Here is a 19,493-nt window from a genome sequence, read left to right on the forward strand (position 1 = left end):
AGAAGCGTGGCTGTCACTCAACGATTATTGTTATTAAAGAATCACCATATTTTTTGGCTTACGCTTGGCTTGTTTGCTTTAGTGGTGATTAATAATGTTTTGAATCTTTTTCAAGCTAGTAATGCTTATTTCTATCAAAAGTTAGTATCGTTTGGTGAAACACAGCACACCAATATCGTACTTATAACAAGTAAGAACTTGGCTAAAAACCATTCAGAACTTATAAAAAAAATAACTGAATATAACCCCAAGGCCGTTATCGTTTTATCAAACCAAAATATACCACCTTCAATTACCAACCGTGTTTATTATCCTATAACGCAAAGCGAATACTGTGTACCACGTGTTGAAATGTGGTCAAGTTACCACATGCGAATCCCAGCCAATGATAAAGAATCTCTGTGTAATAGCATCTGGCAAACTGTTTTTGGCTATGAAGGTCAGCAACCTCGGCTAATTGATTTTAAGTTAGCGGTCAGTGCTCTTCCTAAATTCAGTGCTGAGCGGGTTCTAAGCTCTGATGTTATGAGTGAACAATTAAAGAATAAAGTCATTATTGTTGGCCAAACAAGTTCTGCGTTTAATGTAAATATTCATGCTCCTAAGTTAACGGGATTGAACGATCCTCTCCTGCTTATGGCCTATGCCGCAGACAGTATCGAAAAAACAACCACGGTGATAGAGCTTAAACCTAGTTATAGCGCCCTCATTGAACTTGCTCTGGTAATTAGCCTGCTGTTTAGCTTTCAAAAACTGGCTGTTATTTACTCATTTGTCATTGCCTTGGCAAGTTGCCTTTTCTGGGTCGTGGTCAGTTACCTTGGTATCGAGTTTGCTGCTGTTTATATCCCTGTTGGCCAATACATTATTGTTATCTTTTCGACCCTTTTTTCGGCTTTGATTGTACGAAAACTATCTGAAGATAAAGCGCTAACAGGGGTTGTAAATAATATCCAACAGAAAATGATGGGCCGTTTTTTACCGCAAACCTTTATTGAGCAAGCCTCTCCATGGGATCCAATAATTCAACTAATAAGCCAGCAATTAGATCTCGAAAAATCAATTTTTTTGGCGAGAAAAGAAGATGATCATCGCATTGTTGAAATAAGAGCGATCAATTGCGAACTCGACAATATCCAAGAAATGCGCCGTGACTACAAACGATCCCCGTACAGTGACGCATTAAAAGCACTGGGTATTGTAAAGATTAGCCGACCTTTTTTTAAAAATGTGCTCAACACCGAAATAGAGTTTATGGTCCCCCTTGTTTACGCGGGTGATGTTCGGGGTTTTTGGGCTTTATCGGTTATTCCAAATGAGACTTTTGATCGACACGCCTTTGAGAAAAATGTGAACAAATTTGCAGCACAAGTCGCTGAACTGCTCTTTCATTATCATATCTATAAAACAACTCAGGCGAAGAATCAGAACTTACTCAATAGACTTGTCTCGTTCAAACTACATGAACCAATCGATCAGCAAGTTAAACGTTCGCTCAATGACATGGAGCAAAAGTTAACAACCTTAGAGTTGGTGTTTAATCATACACGCTGCGCAACGGTTCTCTTTAACCTGTTCGGTCAAGTCGTACAAACAAATGCAGCGTTAGAACACTTTGCTAAGCAACATCAGCTTACCATTTTTGAAATGACAGCCTTAGATTTGTTATGTCATAGCTGCGCCCTTGATAGCGAAGTAGCCAAAGGTAAATTGCGCTATGTCACATTAAATAAGGCGGATATTCATTTACCGGCAGTCCTTAATAATCAACATTATGTTTTAAATATAAAAGCGATTCATACCGATGGATCGCAAACCGCTTCGGGTGAACCATTTCAAGTATCGGGTATTTTATTTGAATTTCTCGATACCTTTAAGAATGAGCCACAACTCGACGACGGTTATAATGAAACCCTGAGTGAGCAATAATGGACTTTGTCTTAGCTCTCTTTCCCGCAGGCAGTGGCCTTGGACAGTCAGTTATTACCACCGTGTGGGTGGGTACGGCCGTTGTTTGTCTATTGAACTTACGTTTTGGTTTCCCATTAACGGGGCTTGTGGTGCCAGGTTATATCGTGCCTTTGCTCATCATCAGTCCCACATCTGCCGTCGTTATCATTATTGAAGCAATCGTTGTTTATGGCTTAATGCGATTTAGCGCCCATTACATAATGGAAAAATGTGGTTATGGCGAGATGTTTGGTCGTGACCGGTTTTTTGCCATTATATTGCTGAGTATTTTAGTACGTGTTTGTATGGACACGTTAGTGTGGCCTCCCGTTGCCAATCAATTAAGTCAGTGGGATATTACCCTAGACTACGCGTCACAACTGTACTCTTTGGGTCTTGTGATTATTGCTTTAACAGCAAATGTAATGTGGAATGGCGGCTTCAAATACGGTCTAAAAGTCACCTTTATTCAACTTGTGATCACCTTTGTGCTCGTTCGCTTCGTACTGATGCCGTTTACTAATTTCAGTATTGCTAATTTAGGTATTATGTACGAAGCCGTTGCGGCATCCATTATTGCCGCTCCCAAGGCCTATATTATTTTAGTGATCACGGCCTTTATTGCCTCAAGAGCAAACATAAAATACGGCTGGGAATTTAACGGAATAATGCTACCCGCCTTATTAGCACTTCAGTTAACTCAACCCAGTAAACTGTTGACCTCTTTCGCTGAAACAGCGGTCATTTTAGTGTTAGGCGGCTCGTTAATTCACTTTACTCGCCTTAAGCACGCCAATATTGAAGGCGCTCGATTACTGCTATTCTTCTTCACTATTGGCTTCGTGTATAAACTTATTCTCAACTACATTGTGGTGTGGTATTTCCCCGCTATAAAGGTCACCGATACGTTTGCATTTGGTTATATGCTTGCCACCTTACTTGCACTCAAAATTTACCAAAAAAACGCATTAGGGCTGGTGATCAGGGCAACGTTTCAAACTTCAGTCGTTGGGGGGGCATTTGCCATTTTGGTTGGTTTTATTGTGATGCTTGTTCCGTCAATGCTGTCAAAACACACTGAGACTTCAGACATTCAGAGTCACCACGTATTCACCCTTGACCAGCAAATCAGCCGTTACAAAAGTTATTTATATACCGCACAGTCAAGCAAAGTCACCGTGAGTAGCTATAAAGCAAATCAAGCTGTCACTGATTTTAAATATGGGGTTTACCAAGTTAATCAGGCGATTAAAAATAATCAATCGATAGCCAGTCTTAACGCGCTGTTTAACCCGATAGGATTCAGACTTGAAAGTGATGAAGACTATATTTATATAATAGACACGTTTGAAGATCAGCAGCGCGGCCTTTTCGTATTAAATAAAAATCCGCAATCAACGCCTTTATTGATCACCGTACCATTTCCTATCACCGAAAGTTTAGCAAGTGATTCAGCAGGGCTTATATTTCAGCACCTCAATAGCAAAGCGCTGGTTTATGGTACCGCAAAGACACCACAACAAACGTTAGCGCAAGAGAATCAACAAAGTCCTTTCTATCAGGCATTTATTACGGCACTTAACACTGATGAAGTATTGCAGGTACGTGAGTCTAACCACTTTACTAAAGTCTCTTTAAATGATTCTCCAGCAAAATCACAGAGCCAATATTGGATTTATAATCAACTTCCTGCATCAATAAGCCAACGAGAAATTCACCAATTTATGGGGTCTGAAGAAACGTTCTTTGGTAGCGCAACAGTAAATAGTCTACCCACCTCACAATTTTCGGGCTCCTTGCTTGAGGTGTTTTTAGATAGCGACAACTACGCGAGCATATTAGCCAATGCTTATCGCGATAATAAACGCTACAGCACACTTCAGTTTAATAAATTAGAACGAGACATTAACCAAATAATTGATGATTTTTCTGTGCATATCAGTGAAAAAGGCAGTTTTAAATATCAACCACTGTCTAAAAACCAAGTGGCCCTTTGGGAGTTCGAAATACTCAAACCACTGTATAAATTAATTGCACAGATAGGAAATGATCCTCTCAATGAGAATAACCTAAATCAGTTAAAACAAATTAATGGCACTGCTGAGTTACTTAACTACCAATTACAACAGGTCCAGACAATGAACGGCCGCTATTTACTATTGAGCCCTCAGGACAAAAACCAAGCGTATCAGCAAGGTCAGGGCTTATATATCTTTAAGTTAAGTGAACATGAGTCTATCACTCTTAGTGTTCCCCGCCCTTTATTTGAAAGTAATACATTGGCTGTTGCCAGCGAGTTGTTCAGCCGCACCAATGCAGCTTACTTAGCAATTGCGGGTGCTCATCCGTATGCACATCCAAAAGCGAATGTATTAGCCGTCGATAATGTAGAGTCGTTATTTAATATCGTTCATCAAAGCTACTTACGCTTTAATGAAATGACACCCAGTTTAAACATTCAGATAAGAAGCCACAGCGCGCCTTCTTGGGTGCGCCCGAATGCTATCGCGTTCTCGACGACACAGATTAATGAGCTTGCCACACCACTGATGAATCAACTGAGTAATCAGTTAACAGCTTTGGGAATTAAGTATCAAGTTGTTGAAGGACAAGCAGCAACCAGAGGGCTTGAAATTGGTAACTCTCCTCAAGCGGGCTATCAACAATTTAATGCGAATAGCGAGCTGGCAACCTTGTGGTTAGCGTCTGATTTCAAAACACAATTTTCAGTAAGCCAAACCAGTTTGTTACAGCGTTTACTGGCTATTTCGAACACACCAACACTAACAGTGATCAATCTCGCTACTTTGTCGCCATCGAACTGGCAAGCGTTAAGCGACCTTGATAAGCAAAATATGAAGAGCATTATTGATAGCTACGCCGCGAACCAACGTCTCACGTCTTTAGCACGATTATGCAACGAAATGAATAAATGTTCACTGCACACAATTGAGTTAGAGCATGTCAATAAATATGCTTTAATGTTCAAACACAACAGCAAAATCACAGCCATATATTACCCCACTAAAAATCAGCTATTTGACCTAGATGGGTTTAATCTTATGATGAGCGGAGGCGACAGTGTATTTAATTAAACGCTTGCTTGCGCTACTTGTTATTGTCAGTGTGGTATTCTTCCTACTGTTCTTAGGTCGACACTTTTTTGTTTGGCTCGATTCAGCTGAGCCTATTGGTGCCAGCACAGGCGAAGAAACACGCTCTAATGTGCAATGGTTGAGTAGCGATAAGCCGCTGCGATTCAATTTTTCGAATCAGCGGACCCACTCGTTGCGCATTCTTTCTAATGCCGTATTTGATAACTCGATTTCTTTTGATCAACCGGTTAACTACGCTATTAAGTATGTTCTGTATGACCAACAAGAGCGTGTGATTTTAGACGATGTTTATCATCATGCGTCTAAGCTGTACACCGACTTAGACGGCCAAAAAGTTAAGCAAATTATTGAAAACAAACAATCCTTGAGTGTTGCCTCGGGACAATCTTTTTACTTACCCATAGCTCATTACCCACATGCGACCAGCTTAGAGCTGACTATGATCCCCGAACAGGCTAATCTTCAAGGAGTGGTCGTTCGTGTGCATGCTAAAACCCCTGAACAAAGTATTGATCCTCTTAACACATGGCTTAAAAGACCATTAGATCGCCGTCAACGGGCAACAAACTATTTAACGTTAGGTGAAAATGCCTTAACCAGTAACGAAATCAGTAATGCGATGGCTTATTGGTGGCAGAAAATCGCCCCGCAAGGTATTCCAGATATCGACTTTAAATCTGATATTCTCTACGAAAGCCTCCCCTATAACGTGTTGACCTATGACTTTAGTGCTGAGCAGCACGATTTAGGTGCTTACTTTACCGAAGAGGGTTTATGCGCCAGCGTTCGCTTAGATGAACCCGACAGCCTTATTTTCACCGTCAAAGAAGGCGCAAAACTGCCACATTTAATTTGGTATGACAAACTGCAATTCTCGGCGCCGACGCCTGTCAGCTTTGCTCCTACCGATATTGAAAACCGCTATCAAACACAGCTCATTGCAGCTGGATTAGTGAGTATTTGTAGTGATGAAGCGATACTTACTCAATGGCAAACTCTCTCAGACACCCCAATTTTAACGAGTTATGCTGGCAGTTATTTAATAAATGAGCAAGGTAATGTCGAGTTTGATATTGACCCCAAAAGTGACTTAAAGCTAGACGTACGTGCTTTAGAAACAAGTCAGTTAGAGGTCGTTTTATTTGATCAAACACACACAGAAATCGAACGCTACTCTTTAGCGCATAAAGGCGACGTCTCACACTACGATCGCCTTATCGACGATACAACACAAAGGCAGCGTATTGGTTTACTCACCTCGTATTATTTGCGCACGCCAGCTAATGCGTATCGAGTACAAATAAACGCGAATAAAGACGCTTATGTCCTGTTGCGCGCTCGTTACGCACAATTTCATTATCAGCGTGTAGTTGCTCATCAAAATATCACAACGCCGATTGATCAATTTTATGATATTGCAGCGTGGTACGAACTACGCGCGAATAATCACTTTGAATTAACACAGCAGGCACGTTTTGCCAATATTCGAACCTTTACGCCCCCTGCTGAAGTTGAGCCAATGACGACCTTTTATCAGCCAAGAGAGCTTTACACTCTACTGCCTATTTCAAATGTGGCCCTCGCACTTAGCCCTGACCGTTACTTTATACCTAAACAACCGGCACAAATTTTTAACTTTGGACTTTACACACCTAAGACCCCAGCCAGTTATTCTGATACGGGTGATAACAAACTGATTTTTAGGTTGTCTAATACCCGTGCTCAAGAACGTAATGCATCAGATGTGTCAGCGACTGAGTTAAAACAATTACAAAATAAAGCAACGGCAACCTATCAAAACTGGCATGGTGAGAGACCGTGGATTAAACAACGCCTCTATCAACTCAATAAAAATACGCCTTTAACACTCAACTTTGATGCGCAAGAACAACCAATGAGTGTGGTCTTTAAGCTGTTTCGTTCGCGCAGTGCACAGCCTATTGAGTTTAACATTCTTGAAAAAGCTAATTACAAATCAGGATTAACCAGCGAGTACAGTATCGCTAAACAGCGTGTTCAATTGCATAGCTCAGAATTACTTAACGCGTTTCTAATTCATCCAAAAAATAGCCAATTAAATAGCTACCCTAGCGTCACGCATACGGTATCAAGTGACATAAATAAACTGCACTCACTGACAATTAGCGCATCTGAGACAGTCTGGTTATCGATACTTCAGGAGTACCCGCTGGGGGAGCAAAAAGTAAGGTGGTGGAACAATGAATATTAAGTTTATCATCATTATCATGGGGTTATTGGTCTCGGCATGCCAAGCTGAATCAAACATCTCTGAACTTCATACCGACTTTCAACAGTGGTTAAAAAATAGCGAGGCCGTCCCTTCCCATTTCACGTTAAAGGATGGGGGGTTATACGCAAAGGAATCATTAGATTCTGGCGGTGAAATACATTTTAAAGAAACCGGATATGCCTGTATTGCGTATGCCCCACACCGCTTCTATGACCTGCATACTTTAGATATTGCACGCTCCCTATTTAATGACTGCCAGGTACTCCTTACCAATACCAAGCACCGCACAAGTCGCGACGCAAATGGCGTGCTGATTGACTTTGGTAAATATAAAGAAAGTGCTGCAAATGCATTTATTTTAGCTTATGCGGATACCGTTGAGTCTTTTACCATTTTCCAATTACATGGATTCGCCAAAGAAAAACGTAAAACTAATCAAGGCAGAAAAGCCGACATTATTGTCAGTCAAGGTCGTGAAAATGCATCGTTATTTACACGTAATATCACCGACTGCCTAAATGAAAAACTAAACGTTACTGTGATGCTCTATGGCCGAGATATTTATGAGCTTGGAGGAACAAAAAATATACTCACAACCCTTGCGCCAAGCAATAGTCAATTTATCCATATTGAATTAAGCCGCGAAATTCGCGAAAAATTAATTACTGATAACCACTTATTAAAGCTGTTTAAACAATGCCTTACTTCGTAATTGCTCTCGTTAGTATAACGCTGCTGCTATGTCAGCCAGCCAAAGCCTCACAGCCAAAACACGCCGTGCTGATGCCCCCTACTTGGTTAAACACATCACCACACTTATCGCCTTTGGCGACAACGCAGCACCTAACTTTTGATGCCAAACAGCACCGTTATTTGTGGCTACCAGAAGGTCATTGGCTTGAAATAGCCCCCGCACTTTTAAATCAGTTTATTCTAAGTGCAGGGAACACGCAGTATTTACAACAACGCTTACGCGTTCACAGCGACTTACTTTGTAATACCAAACGCTGTCAGCTGCCAGCCACTGGGCATAACCGCATTATTGCCATACAAAATCATCTCGACGAGCGTGCTGAATTTACTGCCATGATAGGCCATTACCAAGGCGCAAGAGACAGCTTTAGGCGCGCCATAAAAATAGCCGCTCCTTCCATACAACTAAGCTCAGCCCAAGGAAATGAACGGTATTATGCGCTCAAAAAAAATGAAGAAGTGAAGCTGTTTTTTCCTGCCGCAAAAAAACTAACGATCTCTGTACGTCAAAATATGCAGCAGCCCGATCCTAATGGTGTGGTGTACGCATCTATTGATAACGAACTGGTTGCCAGAGTAAATACCATAAATAGCCAAGCATTTGAATTTAGCGAATACGATGTTGGACTTGTAAACAGTGACTACCTTGCCATTGCGGCTGGGCAGTATTTAACTCTTAAAAGTCACACCAATGCGTATATTAAAATAGAGCAAAGCCACCGCGCTATTTATGATGACCGCGCAGCCGAAAAAGAACAAGAAAAACTGTTACTCCCCTATTGGCTAACAACCGCAAATGAAGCGATTGAATCGGTTTATAACACACACTCTTTTAGTGTGTTTAGCGATGATGTGTACACACAAAACAACCCGCTTTCTATAAAACGTCATTACAACTTATTATCGATGATGACAGTGCAATCAAAACTCACAGGCAGCACAGAGCATTCATCACTACAAATGCATAGCAAAACCATTAGCGAATTAGTGGAGCAACGCCTCGTTGATGAGCGGTTTTACCCACGTATTAATCAACAAGTGCGCGAATTAACCTACCTTGGACACCAACCCATTGAGTTCGATTTAAGCATTCAACAACGTGCAACGCCGTGGTTAACCCTTAATGCAAAAACACAACAAGACACCCAATTTCAGTTAACCGCGGGTGAGCGTAATTGGCTTATAAACCTAAAAGCGACCGAACATTATCAAACACTTATGATTTCGGTGCCTATTTCAACCTCATCGGTAACGATTAAAAGGCTAACCAACACCTCGAAGCCTATCGATTTTGCCCTGTATGCGAGAACACTCGCCTCCTTACCGAGTGACGAATTACTGTATCAGCAACAGGGAGACCTCAGTGAAACAAGCCCTATTATCGCTAATTTATTGAGTCGTTATTTAAACAAACAACATGACGACTATGTGGCTTCAATCGAACCCTATACACCGGCTTTGCAAAATAACCCCGATATAGACTGGCAAGCGTCACTCACAAAAGCACAACATATTGCTACATCAGCGCCTCTAGAAGCACTGGCTTTGTTAAAACCGTTGAGCACAAGCCCAGACCCTGATATTGCAATTCAAGCATGGCAGCTAAGAGTAGCCATACTGCGTGAACAACATCAGTTTCACCTTGCCAACAGTTACCTTGAAGGCTTGTATAAAAGCGCGCAGCACGCTCAGTTAAAACACTATGCCGCACAAGCCCTTGTTCGTGCCTATCAAGCAGAACAAATCGAGCATAAACTTTTTGCATTATGTGCGGGGAACGTGAGGACAATAGAGCAATGTGAAGCTCAACTTATAAACCTCGCAGTAAAACAGCAAAAGAACCGTTTAGCAGTATGGCTTGCACATCACACCCAGGCGCAAACACAGGTTGAACACAGTTTTAGTGCGCTCAATTATCAGAGTTTAACGGAACTTGAAAAACCTGAAGAGGCACTTTACCAGCGCTTTATTGGCTCGCAATACGCGTTTATTAACCCAGAAGGAAAGCAACAAAGCACCCTCGTTAATAACGATATACCTTGGGTATTTACCGCTAACCACGCAATGCATTTAAGCATAAAGGCGCGGACTAAAGCCGATCAAAGTGGTGAATATCATACCGCGTGGTTAAAAGCTGATAGTCAGTATCAGCATAAGTTAATGCCCATTTTTAGTGATATAGCGGCCACATCCCAATTCGTCAGTAATCAGCAAGCAGTCTCTATTGCCGCTAATTTGGTTATTAGCTTGCAAGCCGGTGAAACGCTCACTGTGACCACCAATCAAGCTGCTTACCTTGATATAAGTGTTATTCCAAAGCAGTTATTTGCACTTTTTGATTATTATTCTGATGCCACCACTCAAGCAACTAGCGATGATATTAGCTCGCTTATTCATGCGTACGATACAACGCCAAACAAACTCCTTATCAATGGGTTGTATCTACTATCTGAAAAACGTCTCATCAATAATCAGTACACACAACTGCTGCAACGAATCGACACGCTTCCCCCCTCTGCCCATTCGGTTTTCTTACAAAATAGAATTGAACGCTTTGGTCAGTGGCAGCCCATTGAAAGCATGCTCGATTTCGCTGGTACACGTCTGTTTAATATGCAAGAGACTGAACAACGTAGTTTTGCCGACAGGTTTGCTCAACACACGACTCAATCCGCACCAGAGCAAGGGATCTTATTACGCCCTTTTCATACTTTATACGTTGATTTAACGAAGACTGAAGGCACACAAATTCGCTTTAAATTTAACTTTTCTAGCGCAGAATTAGCGCGTGCAAATAGAGCAAATATCTCTTTTCAGTTAGCAAATCAACAAAAGGTGTGGTCTGTTTCTGAGCAGCAAAGCATTCCATTCACTTTTAATAAGCGAGAGTTAAACAACAATACAATTGCCGTACGTTGGCTCAACCCATACTTGTCGCAACAGCTTGCTATTGAAGCAGAGCAATATATTGCGGGGCAATGGAGAGCGTTGCCGCTACCAACAAATTTAGCGTTTTATACTGTATCAGCTGATACGCCACTTATTGCTAACTTACCTGCCGATACATTAGTAAAACTAGAAGAGATGAATGAAAACAAACGTAGCGAGCGTCGTTTTTTCCATCCAGCAGGTAAAATTGAAGTGCGCACGGATCAATTAAAGTATGTACGCCTCTATCGTTGGCATTTAAGTGAAAGAAACAACAAGATTACGAGTTTTTCTGACATCAATACGCCGCTGCCAGAACTAATCACTTATCAGGCACCATCAGCACCTAAAATAGTGAATAAGCAAGCCACTTTGCATAGCGATGAGACCAACCTACAAGGCTTTATTCGCTTTGATCGACAACATATATTTCAAAGTGCAGAAGACATTCCTGCACAACAAGAAACCGACATAGGTGTGAGGCTTCGCTTTAATGATCAACAACATTGGTATCAATTAGAAGGCTATTATGCGTTTGACGAAAAGCAGCATGACTTCATTGCCTTAAATGGTTACCACTCTTGGCTTGATGACACGAGCCATTGGTTTATCGATTCACAGATCACAAGTCGATGGCAGCTTAGTCGTGATAACTCAGATAGCCAATACGCGTTAAATGGCGCTATTAGTATTGGACAAGTATGGCGCCAAGATACAGTGCATCGGCATCAATGGTCTGTTGCCCCCTTTATTCACATCAGTAGCGCAGACTTAAACGACTACCTCAATGACGAGAAACTAAACTCTAATATTTTTAATTTTTATCGTGAAAATCATGCTTCTGGCTGGCAAGGTTCTTACCAATATCGCTACCAACCTTGGGTAGATAACTACCTCAACTTTGGTGTTGCATCTGGCTCAAATGATGATTGGCTAAGTCTTGATTATTTGCGGTTTAACAGCAGTTGGAACCAATATTACCATGGTCACATTTTGCAAGTTGGTCTTGATAGCTACTACCGTTTTGCCGATGATCATCGTGCAACAGCCACGTGGCAGTACATCAGTCGGGTAGCTTGGCAAAAGCAAATTGATATAGGCTCCTTCTCACAGGGTTGGCTAAAAATCAGTTGGCAGCAAGACTGGGGATGGAATAACCATAATATCAGTCTGGAATTTTCATCGGGCAATAATCAGCATACTGGCTTTGCTCCCTATGCCCATGATGAAATTATTTTTCCGACACTTCAACTTAACCATTTGCTAGAGCGAAGAGATTATGAGCAGTAAAGAACTTAAAAAACGCTTAGAAACCTTACTTTTTGCAGATATCGCAAGCTTTTGGTTAGATCTCTACAGGCAAAAATACCGTCAATTAGTCAACGAGCTAAGTCAATGGGAATTGATCAAGAACCAACCAGACGGACACGACGAAGATGACTGGCTATTACTGCAAGCAATTGCCTTTTTAACTCATAAAATAGATACCCTACAACATCAACTTACAAAGTTAGATGCAGATCACAGCCGTTTTATAGAAAAGCTAAGTCATGCCGAACTCAAAGCAGAAAGACAGTTCCATATACTGGATTATGCGGCCACGTTAGGGGCTGATAAACAACAGTTACAACAAGATCAAGAAGCCTTCACACGTTGGTTTGATGAAGGGGCCATGATCAACCGTTATCAAGATAAAGTGTCTGAACTTGAGCAATCATTAAAGTTTTTAATTGGTAAACTGGGCGACTTAACGCACCGTTATTTATGCCTTCATTTACATGAAATAGAGCAGTCATGGCAAACCGTAAATTTAGAAAGCTTTTTTTTAGATTTACTCGAACACACTGATAATGATGCAATAAAAAACTCTCTTTTTAGAGCCTTGGCAAACCAAGTTACTTTATTAAGCGAGCATGTGGACGATCCGGAATTTAGCGCGGATCTGGTTGAAATGCTGTTACTCTCACTTGAGAAATCAACCACACCACATGCAGCCAAAGTGGATATATTAGAAATATTGATCAACCTTCGCCCCACCTTTACCCGTTATTTCATGCGTTCGCACATTGACTTAGAGGTCCCAAAGACGGGTAAAGCTGACCGCCAGCAATTATTTTTATTAAGCGCTTTTTCAGCCATCATCAGTAAACAACAAACGCTCAATGAGGCAAATCAAAACCTGTTACAGTTGCTGGCAGCTCACCCCTACCCGCGCGTGCGTCAAAGTGTGATAGAACAATGTTTTATTTTGCCGTGCTCATTCGCACTTGCACTAATAACCGAGCGTTTAGAAAAAGAAACCCACCTCGCAATCAGGCTCACATTAATTAAACAATTAACCGCAACCCGATTTAGCGATGGGCAACACAGCTTGATTATTTGGCAACAGCAACTGATGCAAGCTCAACATTTTGCAGAGCAACGTTTATTGCTCGAACTTGCACCACGTATTATGTTTAATTTACAGGTTGAGTGTGAGGAGCAACAAGCCAATACGATTTTCAAGCGCTTCATCGACACCTTAAATAAACACCTTGAAGCACAACAAAACCTTGCCATAAAGCGGATTATTAGCCGTGTCCGTGAACAACTTGTCAGTTTTATGCACCAACAACACGTTGCTCAACTCGAGGCAAACTTAAACACCCATTCGTCAATCAATAACCAAAACATTGACGAGGCACTACTAGGCCGGCTTTTAAGTCAACAGGCGCAAAAATATGAAGCCTACAATGTGAGTCAAAAGAAACAAGGTTGGCACATAAATCAAGGTTATCAACGCGGCTTCCGCTTTTGGCGCTTTTGGCATGAATTTAAAAACCCCAGTACAGGTAAGCGCCAAAGCTATAACCATTTACAAGCAAGAAAACCCAGTGCATACATGCATGTTCCTAGCTGCACTGTCACAGAAATTAGCCAAACAGATGTCCCCGGCGAACCGCGATTTGATGACCTACAATTTAGTTCGCGTCCTCATTTGCCATTGCTCGACTTTCTTTTAAGTACTTTATCGCAAGATAACTTAAAATCCCCAGCGAAAACCTATACCCCTGACGGCATATTAGTCGTAACACCACCCAAAACAGTATTTAAACGCCTTCAAGCATACTGCTGGATTTCATTTAACTTTGAAGAACTTAATAATTTACGAAACGGCTCAGACATAGAGCAAAATAATTTTTTAAATGCTTTAAGAGCGAAAGGATTTACATTTGATTTCCAACAATATGGTGCGGTACTCGATAGCGACTTCCCGGTAGAATCAAGTATTGCGACTCTGTATAAAAAACTCGCCGTTACCCCTTTTATGTTTAATATTTGGGTGAGCTTTAAAGAATATGCCTATTCAATTTATCAAAACAGTATTGGTCAGCTGGTATTTTTCGTGCTGGCTTTCATAGGTTACTTTTGGACACGCCACATAAAAGTGAGCCGCCAAATTCGCGCCGACAGAGCGCAAATTCCTGTATCTATTGGTGGTTGGGGTACTCGCGGAAAATCAGGTACAGAGCGATTAAAAGCAGCACTGTTTAGTAGCTTGAGTTTAAAGCTAATCAGTAAAACAACAGGCTGTGAAGCCACATTAATTTATGCAAGAGCCAGTGGTGAGCAATTCGAAATCCCCTTGTTCAGACCATTCGATAAAGCCAGTATTTGGGAGCAAGGTGATGTGCTTCATTTTGCAAAAAATGTTAAGGCCGATGTGTTTTTGTGGGAATGCATGGGGTTAACACCTCGTTATGTCCGTATTCTGAGAAACTGGATGCAAGATAACTTTTCAACAATAACCAATGCATACCCAGATCATGAAGATATATTAGGCCCCACAGGCATTGATGTTGCAAACGAAACAAGTCATTTCATTGGTGAGAATAGCCTTGTTTTTACCAGTGAACAAAATATGGCGCCGATTTTAGAACTCAATGCCAAACGAAAAAATGCCAGTTTAATTCAAGTGCATTGGGCAGATGGTATGCAAGTTACTGACGATATTCGTGCTTTATACCCATATCAAGAACACCCCGCTAATATTGCCCTTGTGTGTAAAATGGCGCAACACATCGGCCTTAGTAAAGACTATGTGTTTAAAGAAACCTCTGCACGCATTATTCCTGATATCGGCGTATTGCAACACTATCCACAGGCACGCATAGGCGCAATATCTCAGTCGTTTGTTAATAGCATGTCAGCCAATGAGCGCCTAGCAACACTAGAAAATTGGCAGCGATTGAGCCTTTATGATTTAAATAATAAAGCAGATACGCAAGTGATCGCCTTAATCAATAACCGTAATGATCGTGTGGCACGCTCCAAGGTGTTTGCCGGCATTTTAAGCCATGATTTGCGATTTGACCGCATCGTTGTCATTGGTACTAACGTCGATGGCTTTTATAGTTATTACCTGCAAGCACTCACAGAGCGCATCGATAAAATTATCAGCAATAATGACACCAAGGCCCTTGAGATTTTACTCACTCAGCTTAATTTAATGTCATCTTGTCAACTAAAGGCACGTTTAGTTATCGCCTATGATGAAGATATTGCTGAGAAATTACTCTTGTTAGCGCACCGCACTTCTGTAAATAAAACCGATATCAGCGAAGTACTCACGGATGCGAGTAAAAAGGAAATTTCGACAATCCTATTAAACCTAAAACATTATCAAGCCCGAACAACCTTAGACTCTTTAAAACAAGACATATCTAAGCACAGTGAAGAAATCAAGCAGCAACTACTCAGTATTGCAAAATCAAAAGTGACCTTGCTTGATGATAGTAGTTTATCTGCGGATGCACTCACCGACACAATCTCTGACTTAGCATTAGCAAATACTCATCAAGTCATTGTTGGGATGCAAAATATTAAAGGTGTCGGCCTCAATTATGTTTATGCATGGCAACAGTGGCAAAAGATTTCACACTCGGTAGAACACCTTTTTGATGAGCAATGCACGGCCAAAGAGTTTAGAAGTACACTGTCTAATTTAAATATGATTGTGTCTTTCAATCGTTTAGATATTGATTATCTTCAAGAAAAACTAGCGCTTTTAAAGAAAAGTGCATTGGCGCAAAATGAGTTTTGCCAAGCTGAGATCACAAGTCTATTCAACAAACTAGATAAAACAGATAACAAGCAACAACACACACAACAACATCAACATGCTTTTACACGTTACTTTAACCAAGTCGTTGAATCTTTTTTAGATGCTGGGGCTGCTGTTAAACGTAAAAAGCGCGCAAATCAAATTTACCAAGACATTGCTGATCAACGCATCACATTAGAAAAAGCCATAAAAGTATTGGGTAAGTTAAATCGAAATCAAAAAGCGGGGTGGTTTGCGAACAAGTCAGAACAAGATTAACTAAATAATGACAAAGTAAAATAAAAATCATACTAAAGGAGGTTTAGCATTTTAAACCTCCAAAGTAATTGAAAAATCAGAATTTTCCCAAAGATAAAACAACTGTTTTATCGTCAATAAGTTACCTAATTATTAGGGTATTTCGCATATAAACAGGACCGTTCCTCGTTTGAATACACTTACTCTAAAGCAGTAAGATGATACCTGTTCAGAATAGATCATTGCAGAGACAGTATTCGTTATAAAACGACTTAACGTTTGTTAGCCACACGGTGTGTACAGCGAAATAAATTGTGTTCAAAGCCTCAAAAATGCCAGCAAATCGCTGGCATTTTTTTTACTTTGAGCATTATACTTATACGTGCTAATAGTGAGTGTTTTGGCAGCGTATTAACATCATTGATTAGTGATCTTTTTTTGCTCAAGCATTTCTTTCCAATGCATTATCTCTGCCGGTAAAATAGGCGCAACACCTTTAAACCCAGCAACTTCAAGCATTTCTTCAACACTAACCACTCCTTTCTTACGCTTGAATACACCGCGTACATAAGCAATGGCATGTAAGCCACGCTCTGAATGAAACTTTTGCTCAATATAAAAATACTTATGATCCCATCCGACTAAACGCGTGCTTACTGTGTATTTTTGCATCGGTTTAATGTCTCGAATGTAGGTGATTGCCGTTGCGTTAACGATTGGAAACCAACGACGCTTCATAATATGCTGCAACAATCCAACCCGCTCAGTCATCCAAGTACGCGCTAAATCCATGATGCCTAAATACCGAGAGTTAGTCAGATGAAAATTTATATCACAATCAGTGGGTAATGCTTTAAATTCAATATCAATCGTATCAAGTAAGTCTTGGTAATCACGATTACGTTTAATTTTAAAAAACAATAAAATGAGTCGGAAATAGAGGTTCACGATAAAGGTCTAACCAGTTGTTAATGAGCAAAGTGTATCACAGCATATTGCTATGGCGAATATTCTGCTCTAATCTGTGCATATATTAGTATAAAAAAAGAATAATCTAATGAAATTTATTAATTTAGCGGCCTTGTTGACTGCAAGCTTATATACTCAATCTGCCTTTGCTGATTTTAATTACCCGGGCGAAGGGACTTTAAGTTACCCTACTGGGGTTGAGAAACCCTTTAAGTTTGGTTTTGGCTGGCAACAAGACACAGAGAAATTCACCATTGGTAATAAAACCTATGATATGTCGTTGCCTGAGTCTTACTCTGTCGCCATTACATTAAGTAAAGATGAGCAACAAATATGGGTACAGGAATTTAATAATGGGTTCTTCGAAGGGTTTCGTTGGCAAATTGGCGAGCACACTCTGGCATTAGAAAAACGTCAGTTTTCTGAAGCAGTCAAGGGCGATTATGTGATAAGCCTAGATAACCGAGACTACTTTTTTGCGCGCAACAATATCAGTATTGTTATTAAATTTGATAACGAGGGTATAAAAAACATCGCCATTGATGGCGTCACAAAAGACATGGGCACTAAACAATAGTGCCCATAGGGTAATTACACTTTCACCGTTTTACGATTAATGCCGTAATCTCTAAGCTTATTAGCCACCGCGGTATGGCTTAACCCTAAACGCTTCGCTAGCTGACGAGAACTTGGATACGCCGGATACAACTTACGAAGTAACGTGGCTTCAAAGCGTTTTACGGCTTGGTCAAGTGTGCCCTCAAAGTCTGACTCCAAATAGCCTAAATCATGTGTAAATGTTGGTAATTGTAAATGCTCAATTCTAAGCTCATTATCATCTAACAATGAAACAGCGCGATAAATCGCGTTTTCTAATTGTCGCACATTACCCGGCCACGGATAATCCTGTAAAAACCGTAAACATTCTTCCGATAAAACAGGCACCGAATGACCGTTTTGCTGAGCGTATTTTTGAATAAAATGCTCAGCAAGTGGACCCACATCCGCTTTTCTATCACGAAGTGGCGCTATTTCAAGAGTCAAAACGTTGATACGATAGTAAAGATCTTCTCTGAAGGTGCCTTCTTGAACCATGGCTGGCAAATCTTTTTGAGTCGCCGCAATAATACGAACATTCACTTTAACTTCGTTTTCATCGCCTACTTTTCTAAAAGTTCCATCCTGCAAAAAGCGTAATAACTTAGTCTGCAACTGAGTCGACATTTCACCCACTTCATCTAAGAATACGGTGCCGCCATCAGCCTGCTCTAACACGCCTCGTTTTGGGGCTGCATTTTCCTCGTAACCTGCATAGCCAAACAGTTCAGATTCAGCAACATCATCTGGTAACGAGGCGCACGATAAAGCAATAAAAGGTTTTACAGAACGATTAGACGCATAGTGGCAAGCACGCGCTAAAAGCTCTTTACCCGTACCTGTTTCACCGGTTATTAAAATAGGTGCTTCGAGTTGCGCCATTTTCCGTGCTTCTCTGACAACACGACGCATAGCAGTACTAAAGTTATGAATAGTGGCAAAACTTTCTTGCCCATAACGACGAAAAGCACTGACCTGCTGACCAAGACGGCTTTGCGATTTAATATTAATAACAGCACCTGCAAGCACATCCCCTTCAACGCCTTGGGGAACTGAAATAGGCAGAATATCGGCAATAAAGTCTTCACCTGCCACTTCAACACGCGTGGTTTGTCCTAATACTTCTTTACCCTCAAGCCAGCGGGTGAAGTTAAAGCCTTTCAATAAATTATTTATATTAGCGCCAATGACTTCTTTTTCTGATAACTGTAAATCACGGCATGCTGCATCATTACATAAACGCACCCATCCTTTTGCGTCTATAGAAATAACGCCGTCGGGCAAGGCTCTCAGCAGTGTATTTAGCTCATTATGTTCTCGCTCAGAAGGTAAGAATGCAGTTGTTCGCACATCTTTTACGCCATCAATTAAACGAATTGATGGCATAATTTTTTGAAACTGCTCAAACTCTATCGGTGGAAAACTCACATACATTCGGCAATTAACCGAATCAACTTCGATACCTTTTAAATCGACCTGGTAACTTACCAAAATATTGAGAATTTCTTGTGCGATACCAATTCGGTCGGCACAGTGAATATCTAAACGCATTACATCCTCAAAGAACGGGAACCTATAGTATGAGAAT

The 19,493-nt window shown here is 40.9% G+C and carries 9 protein-coding genes; 7 read left to right on the forward strand and 2 right to left on the reverse strand.

Annotated elements, in window-relative coordinates:
* The first annotated feature begins 6 nt into the window (after positions 1 to 6).
* The 6 genes from H3302_RS10785 to H3302_RS10810 are packed head-to-tail and all read left to right on the forward strand — an operon-like array spanning position 7 to position 16,360.
* Positions 7 to 1,929, forward strand: a complete 1,923-nt coding sequence (locus H3302_RS10785; protein ID WP_182395156.1) for a hypothetical protein — start codon at positions 7 to 9, stop codon at positions 1,927 to 1,929.
* On the forward strand, positions 1,929 to 5,045 hold the full coding sequence (locus H3302_RS10790; RefSeq protein WP_182395158.1) for a poly-gamma-glutamate biosynthesis protein PgsC/CapC: 3,117 nt from the start codon (positions 1,929 to 1,931) through the stop codon (positions 5,043 to 5,045). The genes H3302_RS10785 and H3302_RS10790 overlap by 1 nt, the downstream gene beginning before the upstream one ends.
* A complete protein-coding gene (locus tag H3302_RS10795; protein ID WP_182395160.1) occupies positions 5,032 to 7,296 on the forward strand; it encodes a hypothetical protein in 2,265 nt (754 codons plus the stop codon). The genes H3302_RS10790 and H3302_RS10795 overlap by 14 nt, the downstream gene beginning before the upstream one ends.
* Positions 7,286 to 8,029 (forward strand): hypothetical protein, encoded by a 744-nt coding sequence (locus H3302_RS10800; protein ID WP_036966995.1) that lies wholly within the window; start codon positions 7,286 to 7,288, stop codon positions 8,027 to 8,029. The genes H3302_RS10795 and H3302_RS10800 overlap by 11 nt, the downstream gene beginning before the upstream one ends.
* Entirely contained in the window at positions 8,014 to 12,288 is a 4,275-nt protein-coding gene (locus H3302_RS10805; protein WP_182395162.1) for a hypothetical protein, read from the forward strand. Before H3302_RS10800 ends, H3302_RS10805 begins: the two co-directional genes overlap by 16 nt.
* Positions 12,278 to 16,360, forward strand: a complete 4,083-nt coding sequence (locus H3302_RS10810) for a poly-gamma-glutamate synthase PgsB (protein ID WP_182395164.1) — start codon at positions 12,278 to 12,280, stop codon at positions 16,358 to 16,360. The genes H3302_RS10805 and H3302_RS10810 overlap by 11 nt, the downstream gene beginning before the upstream one ends.
* A gap of 396 nt (positions 16,361 to 16,756) precedes the next feature.
* Here the strand turns inward: H3302_RS10810 and H3302_RS10815 are convergent, their stop codons facing one another.
* Positions 16,757 to 17,287, reverse strand: coding sequence for a thioesterase family protein (locus tag H3302_RS10815; protein WP_036966987.1), 531 nt, complete (start codon positions 17,285 to 17,287; stop codon positions 16,757 to 16,759).
* A gap of 109 nt (positions 17,288 to 17,396) precedes the next feature.
* On the opposite strand from H3302_RS10815, the gene H3302_RS10820 reads away from it, so the two are divergent.
* The gene (locus H3302_RS10820; RefSeq protein WP_036966984.1) at positions 17,397 to 17,885 is read left to right on the forward strand and encodes a hypothetical protein; all 489 of its coding nucleotides are present in this window, start codon (positions 17,397 to 17,399) and stop codon (positions 17,883 to 17,885) included.
* Positions 17,886 to 17,899: 14 nt separating this feature from the next.
* On the opposite strand, the gene tyrR is transcribed toward H3302_RS10820, so the two are convergent.
* Entirely contained in the window at positions 17,900 to 19,456 is a 1,557-nt protein-coding gene (gene tyrR, locus H3302_RS10825) for a transcriptional regulator TyrR (RefSeq protein WP_036966980.1), read from the reverse strand.
* Positions 19,457 to 19,493 lie beyond the last annotated feature (37 nt).

This window comes from Pseudoalteromonas sp. MT33b, from assembly GCF_014117385.1.
GTDB classification, from domain to species: domain Bacteria; phylum Pseudomonadota; class Gammaproteobacteria; order Enterobacterales; family Alteromonadaceae; genus Pseudoalteromonas; species Pseudoalteromonas lipolytica.

Bases quoted from the DNA above. Each gene is read 5' to 3' on its own strand.
- H3302_RS10805 (WP_182395162.1), top strand. From the start codon at position 8,014: ATGCCTTACTTCGTAATTGCTCTCGTTAGTATAACGCTGCTGCTATGT.
- H3302_RS10820 (WP_036966984.1), top strand. From the start codon at position 17,397: ATGAAATTTATTAATTTAGCGGCCTTGTTGACTGCAAGCTTATATACT.
- H3302_RS10790 (WP_182395158.1), top strand. From the start codon at position 1,929: ATGGACTTTGTCTTAGCTCTCTTTCCCGCAGGCAGTGGCCTTGGACAG.
- H3302_RS10810 (WP_182395164.1), top strand. From the start codon at position 12,278: ATGAGCAGTAAAGAACTTAAAAAACGCTTAGAAACCTTACTTTTTGCA.
- H3302_RS10800 (WP_036966995.1), top strand. From the start codon at position 7,286: ATGAATATTAAGTTTATCATCATTATCATGGGGTTATTGGTCTCGGCA.
- tyrR (WP_036966980.1), bottom strand. From the start codon at position 19,456: ATGCGTTTAGATATTCACTGTGCCGACCGAATTGGTATCGCACAAGAA.